At 68.2% G+C, this 15006-nt stretch carries 14 protein-coding genes and 1 pseudogene; 6 read left to right on the forward strand and 9 right to left on the reverse strand.

Going from position 1 to position 15006, the window contains the following annotated elements:
• The first annotated feature begins 68 nt into the window (after nt 1-68).
• Entirely contained in the window at nt 69-623 is a 555-nt protein-coding gene (locus tag AB0M15_RS16750) for a helix-turn-helix domain-containing protein (RefSeq protein WP_363819006.1), read from the forward strand.
• On the opposite strand, the gene AB0M15_RS16755 is transcribed toward AB0M15_RS16750, so the two are convergent.
• Nucleotides 620-1450, reverse strand: a complete 831-nt coding sequence (locus AB0M15_RS16755; RefSeq protein ID WP_363819008.1) for an SAM-dependent methyltransferase — start codon at nt 1448-1450, stop codon at nt 620-622. The two genes, AB0M15_RS16750 and AB0M15_RS16755, sit on opposite strands and share 4 nt — an antisense overlap.
• Nucleotides 1451-1609: 159 nt before the next feature.
• Between AB0M15_RS16755 and AB0M15_RS16760 the strand changes: the two genes are divergently transcribed.
• The 3 genes from AB0M15_RS16760 (at nt 1610) to AB0M15_RS16770 (ending at nt 4790) form a co-directional block, all read left to right on the forward strand.
• Nucleotides 1610-2485, forward strand: coding sequence for a helix-turn-helix transcriptional regulator (locus AB0M15_RS16760; RefSeq protein WP_363819010.1), 876 nt, complete (start codon nt 1610-1612; stop codon nt 2483-2485).
• Nucleotides 2486-2706: 221 nt separating this feature from the next.
• Nucleotides 2707-4194, forward strand: a complete 1488-nt coding sequence (locus AB0M15_RS16765; protein ID WP_363819012.1) for an LCP family protein — start codon at nt 2707-2709, stop codon at nt 4192-4194.
• Nucleotides 4195-4238: 44 nt separating this feature from the next.
• Nucleotides 4239-4790, forward strand: a complete 552-nt coding sequence (locus AB0M15_RS16770) for a DUF664 domain-containing protein (protein WP_363819016.1) — start codon at nt 4239-4241, stop codon at nt 4788-4790.
• Nucleotide 4791: 1 nt separating this feature from the next.
• On the opposite strand, the gene AB0M15_RS16775 is transcribed toward AB0M15_RS16770, so the two are convergent.
• From AB0M15_RS16775 to AB0M15_RS16785, 3 genes are read right to left on the reverse strand one after another with little or no spacing between them, the layout of a single operon-like run.
• On the reverse strand, nt 4792-5520 hold the full coding sequence (locus AB0M15_RS16775; protein ID WP_363819018.1) for a hypothetical protein: 729 nt from the start codon (nt 5518-5520) through the stop codon (nt 4792-4794).
• A gap of 40 nt (nt 5521-5560) precedes the next feature.
• Nucleotides 5561-5881 carry a LuxR C-terminal-related transcriptional regulator gene (locus AB0M15_RS16780; RefSeq protein ID WP_363820239.1) on the reverse strand — a complete coding sequence of 107 codons (321 nt, stop codon included), beginning with the start codon at nt 5879-5881 and terminating at the stop codon, nt 5561-5563.
• A 6-nt stretch (nt 5882-5887) separates the two neighbouring features.
• Complete coding sequence (locus AB0M15_RS16785) at nt 5888-7486, reverse strand: hypothetical protein (RefSeq protein ID WP_363819021.1); 1599 nt, start codon at nt 7484-7486, stop codon at nt 5888-5890.
• Here AB0M15_RS16785 and AB0M15_RS16790 point away from each other — a divergent pair.
• Nucleotides 7469-8356 carry an MBL fold metallo-hydrolase gene (locus AB0M15_RS16790; RefSeq protein WP_363819023.1) on the forward strand — a complete coding sequence of 296 codons (888 nt, stop codon included), beginning with the start codon at nt 7469-7471 and terminating at the stop codon, nt 8354-8356. The two genes, AB0M15_RS16785 and AB0M15_RS16790, sit on opposite strands and share 18 nt — an antisense overlap.
• Here AB0M15_RS16790 and AB0M15_RS16795 read toward each other — a convergent pair.
• Together AB0M15_RS16795 and AB0M15_RS16800 are read right to left on the reverse strand one after the other, a co-directional pair.
• Nucleotides 8347-9219 (reverse strand): annotated as a pseudogene (locus tag AB0M15_RS16795) (alpha/beta hydrolase). The gene AB0M15_RS16790 and the pseudogene AB0M15_RS16795 overlap by 10 nt on opposite strands.
• Nucleotides 9220-9292: 73 nt before the next feature.
• A complete protein-coding gene (locus tag AB0M15_RS16800) occupies nt 9293-10456 on the reverse strand; it encodes an acyl-CoA dehydrogenase family protein (RefSeq protein ID WP_363819026.1) in 1164 nt (387 codons plus the stop codon).
• A gap of 63 nt (nt 10457-10519) precedes the next feature.
• Between AB0M15_RS16800 and AB0M15_RS16805 the strand changes: the two genes are divergently transcribed.
• The gene (locus AB0M15_RS16805) at nt 10520-11857 is read left to right on the forward strand and encodes a UDP-glucose/GDP-mannose dehydrogenase family protein (RefSeq protein WP_363819028.1); all 1338 of its coding nucleotides are present in this window, start codon (nt 10520-10522) and stop codon (nt 11855-11857) included.
• A gap of 12 nt (nt 11858-11869) precedes the next feature.
• On the opposite strand, the gene AB0M15_RS16810 is transcribed toward AB0M15_RS16805, so the two are convergent.
• From AB0M15_RS16810 to AB0M15_RS16820, 3 genes are all read right to left on the reverse strand, one after another.
• Nucleotides 11870-13090: an MFS transporter gene (locus AB0M15_RS16810; RefSeq protein ID WP_363819030.1), complete on the reverse strand. Its 1221-nt coding sequence runs from the start codon at nt 13088-13090 to the stop codon at nt 11870-11872.
• A 75-nt stretch (nt 13091-13165) separates the two neighbouring features.
• A complete protein-coding gene (purE, locus tag AB0M15_RS16815; protein ID WP_363819033.1) occupies nt 13166-13669 on the reverse strand; it encodes a 5-(carboxyamino)imidazole ribonucleotide mutase in 504 nt (167 codons plus the stop codon).
• A 10-nt stretch (nt 13670-13679) separates the two neighbouring features.
• Nucleotides 13680-14852, reverse strand: a complete 1173-nt coding sequence (locus AB0M15_RS16820; RefSeq protein ID WP_363819035.1) for a 5-(carboxyamino)imidazole ribonucleotide synthase — start codon at nt 14850-14852, stop codon at nt 13680-13682.
• Nucleotides 14853-15006 lie beyond the last annotated feature (154 nt).

Below are 15006 nucleotides of genomic sequence, written 5' to 3' on the forward strand. Positions count from 1 at the left end.
AACGTTTATGATGAACACATCACAACTGTTCGTCAACCCGAACACCTGGACCGATGGAGCGAACACCGATGGACAGCAAGGCACCACTCGACGTGATCGCGTCCTCGTTGCGGGCCGCCCGGGGCCGGACCGGCCTCTCCCTCACCGAGGTCGCCAAGCGCGCGGGCGTCGCGAAGTCGACCCTGTCGCAGCTGGAGTCGGGCACCGGCAACCCGAGCGTCGAGACGCTCTGGGCGCTCTGCGTCGCGCTGGAGATCCAGTTCGCCGACCTACTCGAACCGCCGCGCCCGAAGGTCCAGGTGATCCGGGCGAACGAGGGCTGGGCGATCCACTCGGAGCACTCGGACTACACCGCCACCCTAGTCGCGGCCAGCCCGCCACACGCCCGGCGCGACCTCTACCGCATCGTCGTCGCACCCGGCCCCGGCCGTGAGTCGCAGCCGCACATGCCGGGCACGGTCGAACACGTAGTACTGGGCAGTGGCCGCGCCCTGATCGGCCCGCTGGACGATCCGGTCGAAATGCACCCCGGCGACTACATCGCCTATCCCGGCGACGTGCCGCATCTCTTCAAGGCACTCGAGCCGAACACCACCGCGGTACTGGTGTCGGAGACCTCTTAGCGCTTGATGCCGATGCCGCCGGCGATGCACTCCTCGATCTGGCTGAGCGGCTTCACCCGCGGGCCGTCCGGCCACCACTCGTCGCACAGCACCAGGCCGGGCTCGACCATCTCGAGGTCGCCGAACATCTCGGCGATCTTCTCGTGGGTGCGGAACAGGCCGCTGCCCATCGGGCTGTGGGTGAACCGCTCCTCCAGCGCCCGCGCGGTCTTCGCGTGCGCCGGCGTCTCCGGGTCGAGGAAGTGCGAGATCACCACGTACGACCCAGGAACGAGCGCAGCGGCGTACTGCTTGATCAGGTCGGGGCCGTCGTCGCCGAGGTAGTGGTGCAGCGTGCCGTTCTGGATCAGCGCGATCGGCTGGCTGAAGTCGAGGAACTCCTTGACGCCCGGGGCGTTCAGCACCTCGTCGGGCTTGAAGATGTCGGCGCTGACGAACAGCGTCTGGTCGTTCTCCTCCAGCAGCGCGCGGCCGTGCGCGAGCACCACCGGGTCGTTGTCGATGTACAGCACCTTCGCCGTCGGCTGCAGCCGCTGCACGATCTGGTGCGTGTTCTCCGCGGTCGGCAGACCGGAGCCACAGTCCAGGTACTGCGTGATGCCCGCCTGGCCGGCCAGGAAGCGGCAAGCCCGCACCAGGAAGTTGCGGTTGGACCAGGCCAGGTCGGTCACCTGCGGCGCCACGGTCGCCACCTGGCGCAGGACCTCGCGGTCGATCTCGAAGTTGTCCTTGCCACCCAGGAACGCGTCGTAGACCCGCGCGATGCTCGCCCGCGTCGTGTCCACCCCGACCGGAACCTGGCTCGGAGACTTCGTGGCATCGGACATGAGCGACCTCGCAGATCGTCGGCAGAACACGCTGGCAGACATGACCTTACTAACAGTGGGGGAACGATTCCAGTTCGTGGGGGCGCGTCGGCCTGCCCCGGCCAGGCCCGAATCGTGAAATGATCCAAGCTTGCGTCGGCGAACAGGGAGGACGGGGCGGTGACAGAGCAAGGCGCGCCCGGCGGGCCGACCGCGCTGCGGATCATGCTCGGCGCCCACCTCCGCCGGATGCGCGAGCAGGCCGGGATCACCCGCGGCGAGGCCGGGTACGCGATCCGCGGCTCCGAATCCAAGATCAGCCGGCTCGAGCTCGGCCGGGTCGGCTTCAAGGTCCGCGACGTCGAGGACCTGCTGAGTCTGTACAAACTCGCCGACCCCGACGAGCGCACCCGGCTGATCAACCTGGCCAAGCAGGCGAACAACCCGGGCTGGTGGCAACGCTACGACGACATCACGCCGAACTGGTTCCACTCCTACCTCGGGCTGGAGATGGCCGCCGAGCTGATCCGTACCTACGAGATCCAGTTCGTGCCCGGTCTGCTGCAGACCCCCGACTACGCCCGCGCGGTGACCCGGCTCGGCCGGGGCGAGCGGCCGTTGCCGACGGCCGAGATCGACCGGCTGGTCGCCCTGCGCAAGTCCCGCCAGCAGATCCTCGAGGGATCCTCCCCGACCCGCCTCTGGGCGATCGTCGACGAGGCCGTACTGCGCCGCCCGATCGGCGGCCGGGCGGTCCTGCGCGCGCAGCTCGAGCACCTCGCCGAGATGTCCCGGCTGCCGAACGTGACGCTCCAGATCCTCCCGTTCGCCGCCGGCGGGTACGCCTCCACCGGCGGCGCGTTCACGCTGCTCCGGTTCGCCGACGCCGACCTGCCCGACGTCGTCTACATCGAGCACCTGACCAGCGCCGTCTACCTGGACAAGCTCGAGGACCTGGACGAGTACGTGATCACCATGGACTCGCTGTCGATCGCGGCCAGCACGCCTCGCAAGACCCAGGAGCTGCTCACCGAGATCACCAAATCCTTCACCTGAAGTGACCCGATGAGCACCATCGGTAAGCCAATGTCAGGGCTTGGTAAACCGACAACCAACTGCCCCCCGAGTACGTCATATTGTGTGCGCCCAACTCTCCCTTGGACGGAGTTGTAGACACACCGATGTCGAGTGATCAGCAGGGTCCGGAACCGACGCATCGCCGAGCCAGGCGCGCGGCCCCGAGGCGACGAGCGGGCAAGCCACGGCGTACCCGTGCCGTGCTCGGGCTGACGCTGCTCGGATCGCTGATCCCGGGTACCGGCTACCTGTTCGCCGGCCGGAAGAAGCTCGGCGCGGTGGTACTGACGATCAGCGTCGGTCTGCTGGCGGTGGCGGCCTATCTCGGCCTCACCCAGCGGAAGCGGGTCCTCGAGCTGGCGGTGGCGCCGGACCAGCTCCGGTACGTCACGTTCGGACTCGTCGTGCTCGGCTCGCTCTGGATCCTCGTCATCGTCACCTCCCACCGGGCACTGCGGTCAGGCGTCGCGACTCCCGGCTCGCGAGTCGGCGGCGCGCTCCTGGTCGGCCTGCTCAGCTTCGCGGTCGCAGTACCGACGGCACTCGGCGTGCGGACCGCTCGGACCCAGCAGGACCTGGTGCAGTCGGTGTTTGCCGGGGGCAACAGTAAGAGCGCGACCCGGCCGACGATCAAGAACAAGAAGGATCCGTGGGCCGGCAAGCCCCGGGTCAACGTGCTGATGCTCGGTGCCGACGACGGCGCCGACCGCGACGGTGTCCGGACCGACACGGTGATCGTGGCGAGCATCGACACGGTGACCGGCAACGTCTCGCTGATCTCGCTGCCGCGGAAGCTGACCTTCATGCCGTTCCCGGAGGGCACCAAGCTGCACGACGCCTACCCGGACGGGTTCGGCAAGGAGGGCATCAGCCTGCCGCAGCGGCTGGAGTGGATGCTCGACGCGATCTACAAGAACGTGCCCGAGCAGCAGGGCGACGACATCGTCGGGCCGTCCGACAACGTCGGCGCCGACATCCTCAAGCTCTCCGTCGGCGAGGCGACCGGGCTGAAGCTGGACTACTACGTCCAGATCAACCTGGCCGGCTTCACCCAGCTCGTCAACGCGCTCGGCGGGATCACCGTCAACATCAACTACCCGATCCCGGTCGGCGGCAGCGACGACGCCAAGCGGCCGCCGAACTACTACCTCAAACCCGCACAGAACAAGCACCTCTGGGGCTTGGAAGCGCTCTGGTACGCCCGCGGCCGGTACGGCATCAAGGACCCGGACGACGCCCGCAGCGCTCGTCAGCGGTGCGCCATCCACGCGATCGCTCAGGCTGCGACGCCGCCGAACCTGCTGAAGAGCTACACCAGCCTGGCCAAGGTCGGTAAGAACATGCTGCGCACGGACATCCCGCAGGAGCTGCTGCCGGCGTTCCTCGAGCTCGCGCTGAAGATCAAGTCCGCCAAGGTGTCCGAGGTGCCGCTGGACGGGCACGAGCTGAAGTTCGCGTACCTGCACCCGGACTACGACGGCCTGCGCGCCACGGTCGCGGCAGCGCTCGCGGCCAAGCCGGTCTCCACGCCGACCACTCCGGCCACGCCCGGTACGCCCGGTACGCCGAAGCCCACCACGGGCAAGCCCACCAACAAGCCAACGACAGGCAAGCCCTCGACACCGAGCACTGCGGCCCCCGCAGACCTCGCAAACGCCTGCGAGTACCACCCAGTCACCACGCCGTAATACCAGGAAGTGGATTGTCCTGGAATAGTCCTAGCGTTCCAGGTATGGACTCCTGGGAACCACCCATCGCGGGCACCGATGCGGAACACCTGATCGGTGCCCTGGAACGTCTGCGGATGACGTTCCGCTGGAAGGCGGACGGCCTCGACGCGGCTCAGCTGCAGCACACCATCGGCGCATCCTCGCTGACTATCGGCGGGCTGCTCAAGCATCTCGCCGTCCAGGAGGACAACATGTTCACCGTGAAGTTCCGCGGTGAACCGATCGGCCCGCCGTGGGACACCAGCGGCTGGAACGGCAACAAGGCCTGGGAGTTCGACTCGGCCGCCGCTGACTCCCCAGAGACCCTGTACCGCCTGTGGGACGACGCTGTAGCCCGCGCCCGTCGGACCGTTGCCGAGGCCCTCGCCGACGGAGGACTCGACCAGCCCGCCGCCATCACCTGGCCCGACGGCCGGCACGCCAGCCTCCGACGGCTGGTCTGCGACCGGATCGAGGAGTACGGGCGGCATACCGGTCATACCGACCTACTCCGCGAAGCGATCGACGGCCGGGTCGGTGAGGGTCCGCCGTACGGCTGGCGGCCGGTCAGCTGAGCTACTTCAGCAGACCGACTCCGAAGGCGACGACGAGCACCGAGATCATCAACGCCGACACGGATTCCGCCGCCATCAAGAGCTTCGCGCGAGGGGTGAGCGGCATCGTGTCGGTGGGGCTGAAGGCCGACGAGTTGGTGATCGAGACGTACAGGTAGTCCACGAAGCCCGGCACCCAGCCGGCCTTCGCGGAGGACCGGCTCGCGACCTCGCTGATCGCGTCATGGTCCTCGTCCTGCGGGAACCTGAAGTCGGCGTCGGGCAGGTTCGGCCGCTTCACCCGGAAGCGCGACACCGGACCGCCACGGTCCAACTCCCAGAACGCCAACGCGAACACCAGCACGTTGGTCAACCACACCTGCCCACCCGCCGCCAGCAACTGCCCACCCACGGTCGCCTCACCGGTCACCAGCGAGTGAATTAGTTGTACCAACGCCGCAAGATTCGTCAACGCGATCAACAACACCAGCGCGATCGAAAGCCTGCGCAGGAAGCGATTCTGCCGACTCATCCGCCGCGGATTGGCCAGCACCAACGGGACGAACAGCGCCAACTCCAGCACCGGCACCACGAACCGCGGCCCGAGCTGCATCGCGCTGGGCAGTACGGCGTACAGCAGAATCGCCCCCACCACCGCAACAGCAGCGGGCAATCGCGGCTCCCCCGGATGCACCGCCTCTTGTTCGCTCACGAGTCCGCCGACCAACCGCTTGCCACCTTCATGCCGCAAGCACATCACAATCCGCCGCCAATGCGAGGTAGGCGGCGGTCTAGCTGCCCGTACGCCTCGGCCCGGCGAGGAGGTGGAGGGTCCGGCCGCGTTCGACGGCGGTACTGCGGTCCGTGGCGCCTAGCTTGGCGTAGATCCTGCGGATGTGGGTGTTGACGGTGTTCAGCGAGATCAGCAACTCGCCGGCGATCTCCGGGCGGGTGAGGTTGGTGGGCAGGTACCGGAGGACCCGGAGCTCGCTGGGGCTGAGGGCCTCGACGGGGGTCAGGGACGGCGGGGCCGCCGTACCGGTGCGGACGACGTCGAGGATGTCGGCGACCAGCGCGGCGTGCCTGGTTTCCCAGGCAGGCAGGACCTTCAGGACCCGTCACGCGCCGGTCATCAGGAACGGGAGGATCAGCCGCTCCTCCTCCGCAAGATCGAGAGCATGCTCGATAGCCGCCGTCGCCGCGGGCCGATCGCCAAGGTCGCAACGGGCGAGCGCCGTCATCAGACTGTCTTCAGGGTCGTTTCCGAGGCTGCTGGGGGCTGCGGCCGGGTCGAGCATGCCGGCCCGGGCCTGGGTTGCGATCGTCCATGCCGTCACCTGGGCCGAGAACGCGTGCTCGCCGCCGGCCGCGGCAAACTCGGTCAGCGCTTCGTGGTGCCGCCCACGGGCGGCAGCGATCAGCCCAGCCACCACATGGACGAGCAGCTGGACACCGGGCTCGCCGTCGGCGTGCCGGGCCCGGTCGAGCCAGTGCTCGGCGTGGCCGAAATCGCCTGTCCAGGCAAGGATCCAGCCGAGCGTGCCGTACGCGGGTGCCACGACCGATTCGTCGTCCCAGCCATGCCGGGTCGCCAGTTCGATCGCCTCCTCGGTTCGCCGGCGGGCCAGCGTCAGGGACTGCCGAGTGGCGATGAAGCCGAGATGCGCGAGACAGGCCACCTCGAGGTACGGCCGATTGAGCTCGCGAGCTAGGGCGGCACCCTCCTGCAGATGGCGTTCGGCAGCCGCAGGTCGCTGTGACCATGCCTCGGTCACACCGAGGTTGAGCAGCAGTACGGCACGCAGATCGGCGTCAGGCAGACTGTGGTCCTGGGCAACGACGCAGTCGAAGTGGCCACGCAGCCTGGCGAGCTGGAGGTCCAGAACCGTGACCACCATCGGGTACTGGCCGGTCGACCGGGCGATCTCCAGGTGCTCCGCCGCCTCGTCGAGCCGCAGCCGGCCCAGCTCGTCGATGGCATGCACCAGGGCGAGCGAGTCGCTGGGACCAGGAAACGCCTGGAGGAGCGCGCGTACTGTTCCCGCCCCACCATCGAGGGTCAGGCTGAGCGCATGCTCGGTCAACAACCGCGCCGCTTCCGGCCAGTCACCGGCAGCTTGCAGATGACGGACCGCGTCGGCCGGCTGCCCATGCTCGGCGAACCACTGCGCAGCAAGACGATGCAGCGCTGGTATCCGGCCCGCCTCTGTCCGCCGCAACTCCAACCGCAGCAGCCCCCCGAACATCTGGTGGTACCGGAACCACGTCCGATCGGCGTCCAGCGAAACCACGAACGCACCTTCCTGCTCCAAGTCGAGCAGGACCTTGTCAGCCCCGGATCCACCGGTCAGTACATCGGCCAGCTCACCGTTGACCCTGTCCAGCAACGACGTACGGAGCAAGAGGCGCTGTACGTCCGGAGCCTGCCGCTGGAGCATCTCGGCCAGCAGGTACTCGGCCACCGTCCGATCGCTGCCGGAGAACTCGGCCACGAACCGCTCCGGATCGGGGTGCCCCGCCAGCGAGAGCACCGCGAGACGCAGCCCGGCCGCCCAGCCTTCCGTACGCTGCTGCAGCACCTCGACAGCGTGGTCGGACAGCGTGATACCAGCCGTATCGACCATCTCCCGGATCTCCGCGGCAGTGAAGCGCAACTGCTCACTGCGGACCTCGGCCAGCTCATCGTCCAGCCGGAGCTTGTGCAGACCCAAGGGCACGTCGGCCGGGTGGAGAAGAACCTCTACTGGGTGACCGACGGCGGGTACCAGGCGGCGTTCCTGACCACTCCCGACGGAGTCGTCCTGTTCGACGCGCCACCCACCATCGGGCACAACCTGCAGCGCGCCATCGACGAGATCGCCTCGGCGAACGGCGTACCGAACAAGGTGACCCATCTCGTCTACTCCCACCACCACGCCGACCACATCGGCGCCTCGAGCCTGTTCGGTCGCGACGTCGTGCGCGTCGGCCACGAAGAGACCAAGCGGCTGCTGCTCCGGGCCGACGACCCGGCCCGGCCGGCGCCCGACGTCACCTTCGACGCCAAGCAGACCCTGCAGATCGGCGGTGAGCGCATCGACCTGGCCTGGCACGGCTCCAACCACACACCGGACAACATCTACATCCACCTGCCCGGCCACGAGACGCTGATGCTGATCGACGTGGTCATCCCGGGCTGGGCGTCGTTCGCCGCCTTCAACGTCAATGTGGACGTCCCCGGCTCGATTGCCGCCCCAGGCCAGGCCCTGGACTACCCGTGGAAACACTTCATCGGCGGCCACCTCGGCCGGCTGGGCACCCGCGACGACCTCACCCTGCACCAGGAGTACGTGACCGACATCGTCGAGAACGTGCGGACCGCCCTGGCCACCGTCGACCCGATGCCGTTCTACGCGAAGTACGGCGACAACGCCTGGGCCGCCGTCAAGGCCTACCTCGACACGGCCTCGGCCCAGGCTGCCGCGCCGGTCGTCAAGAAGTACACCGGTGTCCTGGGTGCCGCCGACGTCTTCATCAACAGCACCGTCTTCGTCATCCTCGAGTCCCTGCGGCTGGATCTCGGCGAAGGTCTCTATCTTCATCCGTAGAAGGCGGTGAGGGGGCGGGCCACGGCTTCAAGTTGCTCGATCGGCAGGAAATGGCCGGTGTCGTCGATCTTCTCCATCGCGACGTCAGCACCCAGCAGTGGCCACGCCGCCCGCACGGCCGGGTAGTTCGCGGCCGACGCGAGACCCAGCATCGGCACGGCCAGCTTGCCGTACTTGCCGAAGTCCGAGACGTCCTGATCGAAGGCCTGGAACCAGCCGTCACCGGCCCGGATGGCGTCGACGCTGTCGTAGGCATCAGCGAAAACCTGGCGATCCCGCTCGTCGAGCCTGCTCAGGTCGGCGAGATGACTGTCGAAGATGTAGTCCACGACGCACCGCATCCGGCCGGCCAGGAGCTGTTCGGGCAGGCCCTGGAGCTGGTTGAGCGCGAACCACCACAGGTTCGGCGCATCCCCGGTCGGGAGCAGCTTCAGGTCGTACAGGCTGGAGTCCGGATGACCGACCTCCATGATGGCCAGCTTGGTGACGGCATCGGGGAAGTTGGCGGCATAGCTGAACGCCACCATGGAGCCGATGTCGTGACCCGCGAGGTTGATCGTGGAATAGCCGAGGTGGCGGGCGAGTTCGAGGACGTCCCGCGCCATCGTCTACTTGTCATAGCCGGACGACGGTTTCGCCGAGAGGTTCATGCCCCGCAGGTCGACGGCGATCACCCGGTACCGCTGCGCCAGCAGCGGCATGACCTTGCGGAACTCCCACCACGTCACCGGCCAGCCGGGGAGCAGTACAAGCGGTTCCCCCTGACCACCGGCGACGTAGTGCAGCGTCGTCCCGTTCACCTCGGCGAAGGCGCTGGTGAAGTCGCCAGGCAACTCCGCGGCCAGCACAGCGTCGTCGACCATCGAAAACCTCCCGTAGCTACTGACGGATGCGTCGGCAGCTACGACAGGGTGCGACGGCGATTTGTGACAGCGGTCAGCTGATGCCCTTGAGGAGTTGGCGGGCCATCACGATGCGCTGGACCTGGTTGGTGCCTTCGTAGATCTGGGTGATCTTGGCGTCTCGCATCATGCGTTCGACCGGGTAATCGTGGGTGTAGCCGTAGCCGCCGAGGAGTTGGACGGCGTCGGTGGTGACGGCCATGGCTACGTCGGAGGCGAAGCACTTGGCGGCGGCGCCGAAGTAGGTGAGGTCGGAGTCGTTGCGTTCGGAGCGAGCGGCCGCGGCGTAGGTGAGCTGGCGGGCGGCTTCGATCTTCATGCCCATGTCCGCGAGCATGAACTGCAGGCCCTGGAACTCGGCGAGGGCCTTGCCGAACTGCTTGCGCTCCTTGACGTAGCCGAGCGCGTAGTCGAGCGCGCCCTGGGCGATGCCGAGGGCCTGGGCGGCGATCGTCACGCGGGTGTGGTCGAGGGTGGCCATCGCGGTGCTGAAGCCGGTTCCGGGGGCGCCGATCATCCGCGACGCGGGGATCCTCACGTTGTCGAAGTACACCTCGCGGGTCGGCGAACCCTTGATGCCGAGCTTCTTCTCCGGGGCGCCGAAGGAGACGCCGTCGTCGGCCTTCTCGACCACGAAGGCGCTGATGCCCTTGGACCGCTGTGAGGGATCCGTCACAGCGAAGACCGTGTAGTAGTCGCTGACGCCCGCGTTCGTGATCCAGCGCTTCACGCCGTTCAGCACGTAGTCATCGCCGTCCGCGACGGCGCGCGTCTTCATCGACACCGCGTCCGAACCGGCCTCGGGCTCCGACAGGCAGTACGAGAACATCGCGTCGCCGGCCGCCACCGGCGGCAGGTAGCGCTGCTTGACCTCCTCCGACGCGGACAGCAGCAACGGCAGCGAGCCGAGCTTGTTCACCGCGGGGATCAGCGAGGTCGACGCGCAGGCGCGGGCGACCTCCTCGATCACGATCACGGTGGCCAGCGCGTCCGCGCCGGCGCCGCCGTACTGCTCGGGGATGTGCGGGGCGTGGAAGTCCGACGCCTTCAGCGCGTCGTACGACGCCTTGGGGAACTCAGCGAGCTCGTCCACGTCACCGGCGTTCGGGGCCACCTTGGCGTCGCAGACGTCGCGGACGGCCTCCCGGATCGCCTGGTGCTCCTCCGACAGGGCGTACAGATCGAATGAGTTACTCACGAGTATCAATGTACGCCATGAGCCCGTCACCGGGCGATAACCGCGATCGGTAGAGTCCCCCGCATGACTGAAGGCACTGCGCGACCGCTGCGGATCGCGGTGATCGGCACCAACTACCTCGGCGCCAACACGGCCGCGGGGATGGCCGAGTTCGGCTTCGACGTGATCGGCGTCGAGATCGACGAGCACCGGCTGAAGCTGCTCAACGACGGCAAGGCGCCGCTGTACGAACCCGGCCTGGACCCGTTGCTGAAGAAGCACACCGACTCCGGCCGGCTGCGGTTCACCAAGGACTACACCGAGATCGCCGACTGGGCCGACGTGCACTTCATCTGCGTCGGTACGCCGCAGCTCGAGGGCAGCGACTCCGCCGACCTGGCCCAGGTCCACTCAGTCATCAACATGCTGGCCCCGCTGCTGACCAAGCCCACGCTGGTGGTCGGCCGATCCACCGTCCCGGTCGGTACTTCGAAGATCGTCGAGGCTCGCTTCCACGCCGAGGCGCCGGCCGGCTCGCAGGTCGAGATCGCCTGGCAGCCCGAGTTCCTGCGCGAGGCCCACGGGGTGGATGACACCCTGGCGCCCGACCGGCTCGTGTTCGGCGTACAGTCCGCGGCCGCGGAGGCCAAGCTGCGCGAGGTTTTCGCCAAGCCGATCGCCGGCGGCTCGCCGGTCGTGGTCTGCAACCTGCCCACCGCCGAGATCGTCAAGGGCGGCGCGAACGCCTTTCTGGCAACGAAGATCTCCTTCATCAACGCGCTCGCCGGCCTCGCCGACGCGACCGGCGCGGACGTCACGCTGCTGGCCGACGCGCTCGGTTACGACAAGCGGATCGGCCGCGGCATGCTGAATGCCGGCCCCGGCTACGGCGGCGGCTGCCTGCCGAAGGACCTGCGCTCGTTCATGGCCCGGGCCGGTGAGCTCGGCGTGGAGGAGATCATCACGCTGCTGCGCGAGGTCGACGACATCAACCAGCACCGGCGCGGGCGGATCGTGAGCGTGGTGCACGAGATGCTCGGCGCCGACTGGATCGGCAAGAACGTGACCGTGCTCGGCGCGGCGTTCAAGGCCGGTACGGACGACGTCCGCGACTCGCCCGCGCTCGACATCGCCGGCCGGATCCAGCTGCACGGCGCGACCGTCACCGTCTACGACCCCGAAGCGATGGAGAACGCCCGCAAGGTCCGGCCGACCTTCCGGTACGCCGACTCCGCCGCCGACGCCTGCGAGGGCGCGCATCTCGTCCTGCACCTGACCGAGTGGCCGGAGTTCCGCGAACTCGACCCGGCCGCGCTGCGAGGCGTCGTCGAGGCACCGATCGTGGTCGACGCCCGGCTCACCCTGGACGCGCAGAAGTGGCGCGACGCGGGCTGGATCTACCGGGCTCCCGGCAGGCCCTAGCTGACCTTTGCCCTAAGAAACGGTTGCACTGCGGAGGACGGGGCGGGTGAGGGCGAACAGGCCGATCAGCGCCGACAGGACGCCGATGCCGAGACAGACACCGGTGATGCCCACCCCGTCCAGGTCCGCGAAGCTGCCCAGCACCGGGTTCATCACGACGAGCGCGAGGCTCTGGCAGAGCACGACCACGGACTGCAGGCGGGACTGGTACTCACGCTCGACCGAGTTCATCAGCAGCGGCAACACGTGCCCGGTGAAGGTGCCGACGCCGATACCGCTGACGACGCCGGCCAGGAAAGTCAGTGGTAAAGGGTCTAGCGCCGAAAGGCCGAGCAGACCGACGCCGGCCAGGATCAGGCCGAGCGCGGCGAAGACACCGGGCCGGGCGAAGGCACCGCGAGCGAGGATGCGCAGCGCGATCACGCCGACGCCCAGGCTGCGGCTGGCGACGAGCAGACCGGCGGTCGACGCGCTCCAGCCGTGATCCCTTGCCAGCAAGGGAAGCAGCAATGCGTCGAGCGGCATCAACAGGCCGGCCGCCAGCGTCATGGTGATCAGCAACGCGCGAGTCAGTGGCCGGCCGAACGCCACCTTCACCCCGTCCACGATCGACCGCAGCATCCCGGTGCGTGGCCCGGTCGCGCCGGCCGGTGTGTTCCGCAGTGAGAGCAGCACGACGATCATGACGGCGAACGTCAGCGCGTCGAAGCCCGCCGCGGCGGTCAGCCCTGACCACGCGACCAGGACGCCGCCTACCGCGGTACCGGTGACTGCGAAGACGACGCCCGTGACCTGGAAGCTTGCGAGGGCCCGTGGGATGAGCTCCGGCTGCACCAGCAGGCGGGGCATCGAGCGGGACGCCGGCAGGAAGAACGCATCGATGATGCCTACGACCAGCGCCGTGACCAGCAGCAGGCTGATCGGCTCACCGATCGCCAGGGTGGTCGGGACCAACGCGGTCGTGACCGCGAACATCGCGATACAGCTGGCCAGCAGGACCTTGGGTGCGCCGTACCGATCGCCCACCGCGCCGCCGATCAGCAGCAGCACCGCACGCGGCGCCGCAGCCACCAGGAGCACCAGTCCGGCGACCTGGCCACCGTGCCGGCTGGCCGACCAGCCGATGGCAAAAGTCATCGTCAAATCGCCGAGCAGGGACACGACAGCACCGAACAGCCAGATCCAGTAACGGACCGGGATGCGCTGCGTATCCGGTTCTGCCGGCGGAGTCACGATCGACGACCTTAGACGACAATGGTTGGAATCTCACGGCTACCCGCCCCAGGTCTGTGGAAAACCGTGTGAGTGTCAGCTTTTACGCAGCTCTGCCGCGCCATCACGCACAGTACTGCCCTTGGCCCGCGCCACCTCGGCGAGGTTCTCCTGGAACGCGGTCATCTTCGCCAGCAGCTTCTCGTCGAACGCGGCGAGTATCCGGACCGCCAGCAGCCCGGCATTACGAGCGTTCCCGATCGACACCGTGGCAACCGGAACCCCGGCCGGCATCTGCACGATCGACAGCAGCGAGTCCATCCCGTCGAGGTACTTCAACGGCACCGGTACGCCGATCACGGGCAGCGGCGTGACGGACGCGAGCATGCCCGGCAGGTGGGCCGCGCCACCGGCTCCCGCGATCAGCACCTTCAGGCCCCGCTCGTGCGCGGACTTTCCGTAGTCGATCATCTCGACCGGCATCCGGTGCGCCGACAGAACGTCTGCCTCGAAGGGCACGTCGAACTCGACGCACACCTCGGCGGCCGCCTTCATCGTCGGCCAGTCCGAGTCCGACCCCATCAGGATTCCCACGGTCATACTGTTCGCCCTATTCGTCGATCGTGCCGGTCAGGTACGCCGCCGCGTGCCGCGCGCGCTCGCGGACCTCGGCCAGGTCATCGCCGTACGCCGTGACGTGGCCGACCTTGCGGCCGGGCTTCACGGACTTGCCGTAGAAGTGGACCTTGAGGCCCGGGTCGCGGGCCATACAGTGCAGCAGCCCGAGGTGCATGTCCTCGACGTCGCCGCCGAGCACGTTCACCATCACCGTGTACGGCGCCCGCGCGGCCGGTGAGCCGAGGGGCAGATCCAGTACTGCGCGCAGGTGGTTCTCGAACTGGCTGGTGACCGCGCCCTCGATCGACCAGTGCCCGGTGTTGTGCGGGCGCATCGCCAGCTCGTTCACCAGCAGGCGTCCGTCGCGGGCCTCGAACATCTCGACCGCGAGGATGCCGACGACGCCCAGCTCACCGGCGATGGTGAGGGCCGTCTGCTGGGCACGCGCGGCCTTGTCGGGGTCGAGGTCCGGGGCGGGGGCGGTGACCTCGACGCAGATGCCGTCCTTCTGGACCGACTCCACGATCGGGTACGCGACCGCCTGGCCGTGCGGGGAGCGGGCGACGATCGCGGACAGCTCGCGGACGAAGTCGACCTTCTCCTCGGCCAGGATCGGCACCTTGGTGGCGAACGCCTCGTCGACGACCGGGTCGTCTGCGCTGGTACAGACCCAGACGCCCTTGCCGTCGTACCCGCCGCGGGTCGTCTTCAGGATGATCGGGAAGCCGCCGATGCGCTTGGCGAAGTCCTCGATGTCGGCCTTGGTGGCGACCACCTGGTGGGCCGGCGCTGGGGCGTCGATGGTGTCCAGACGCGCCCGCATCACCGCCTTGTCCTGGGCGTGCACGAGGGCGTCGGGGCCGGGGCGGACCTTGACCCCCTCCGCTTCGAGCGCTCGCAGCAGCTCGGTGGGTACGTGCTCGTGGTCGAAGGTCACCACATCGGTCTCGGCGGCGAACCGGCGTACGGTCTCGGGGTCGCGGTAGTCGCCTACGGGGGCGTCGGCGACCGCCTGAGCGGCGGAGACGGTCGGGCCCTCGGCCAGGACGCGCAGCTGGATCCCCAGCGCGATCGCGGCCTCCTGGGTCATCCGGGCCAGCTGGCCGCCGCCGACCATGCCCACGACCGGGGTGCCCACCGGCAGGTCTTCACGCTTGAACTTCACGGGTGGAGCCTAATGTGCTGACCTGCTCCCGCCTGGGGCGGGCCGATCGGGTCACTCTTAGGGATGACTTTTCGCGCTGGATTTCAGCGTCGGACTGCTTGCCGGGTACCTTGGAAACTGCCCTCACCCAGAAGTCCGTGTTCACAGAGAGTCT

Source organism: Kribbella sp. NPDC051718, from assembly GCF_040681515.1.
Lineage (GTDB): Bacteria > Actinomycetota > Actinomycetes > Propionibacteriales > Kribbellaceae > Kribbella.

Coding starts and splice junctions, on each gene's coding strand:
- AB0M15_RS16750 (WP_363819006.1), top strand. CDS start 69: ATGGACAGCAAGGCACCACTCGACGTGATCGCGTCCTCGTTGCGGGCC.
- AB0M15_RS16755 (WP_363819008.1), bottom strand. CDS start 1,450: ATGTCCGATGCCACGAAGTCTCCGAGCCAGGTTCCGGTCGGGGTGGAC.
- AB0M15_RS16770 (WP_363819016.1), top strand. CDS start 4,239: ATGGACTCCTGGGAACCACCCATCGCGGGCACCGATGCGGAACACCTG.
- AB0M15_RS16805 (WP_363819028.1), top strand. CDS start 10,520: ATGACTGAAGGCACTGCGCGACCGCTGCGGATCGCGGTGATCGGCACC.
- purE (WP_363819033.1), bottom strand. CDS start 13,669: ATGACCGTGGGAATCCTGATGGGGTCGGACTCGGACTGGCCGACGATG.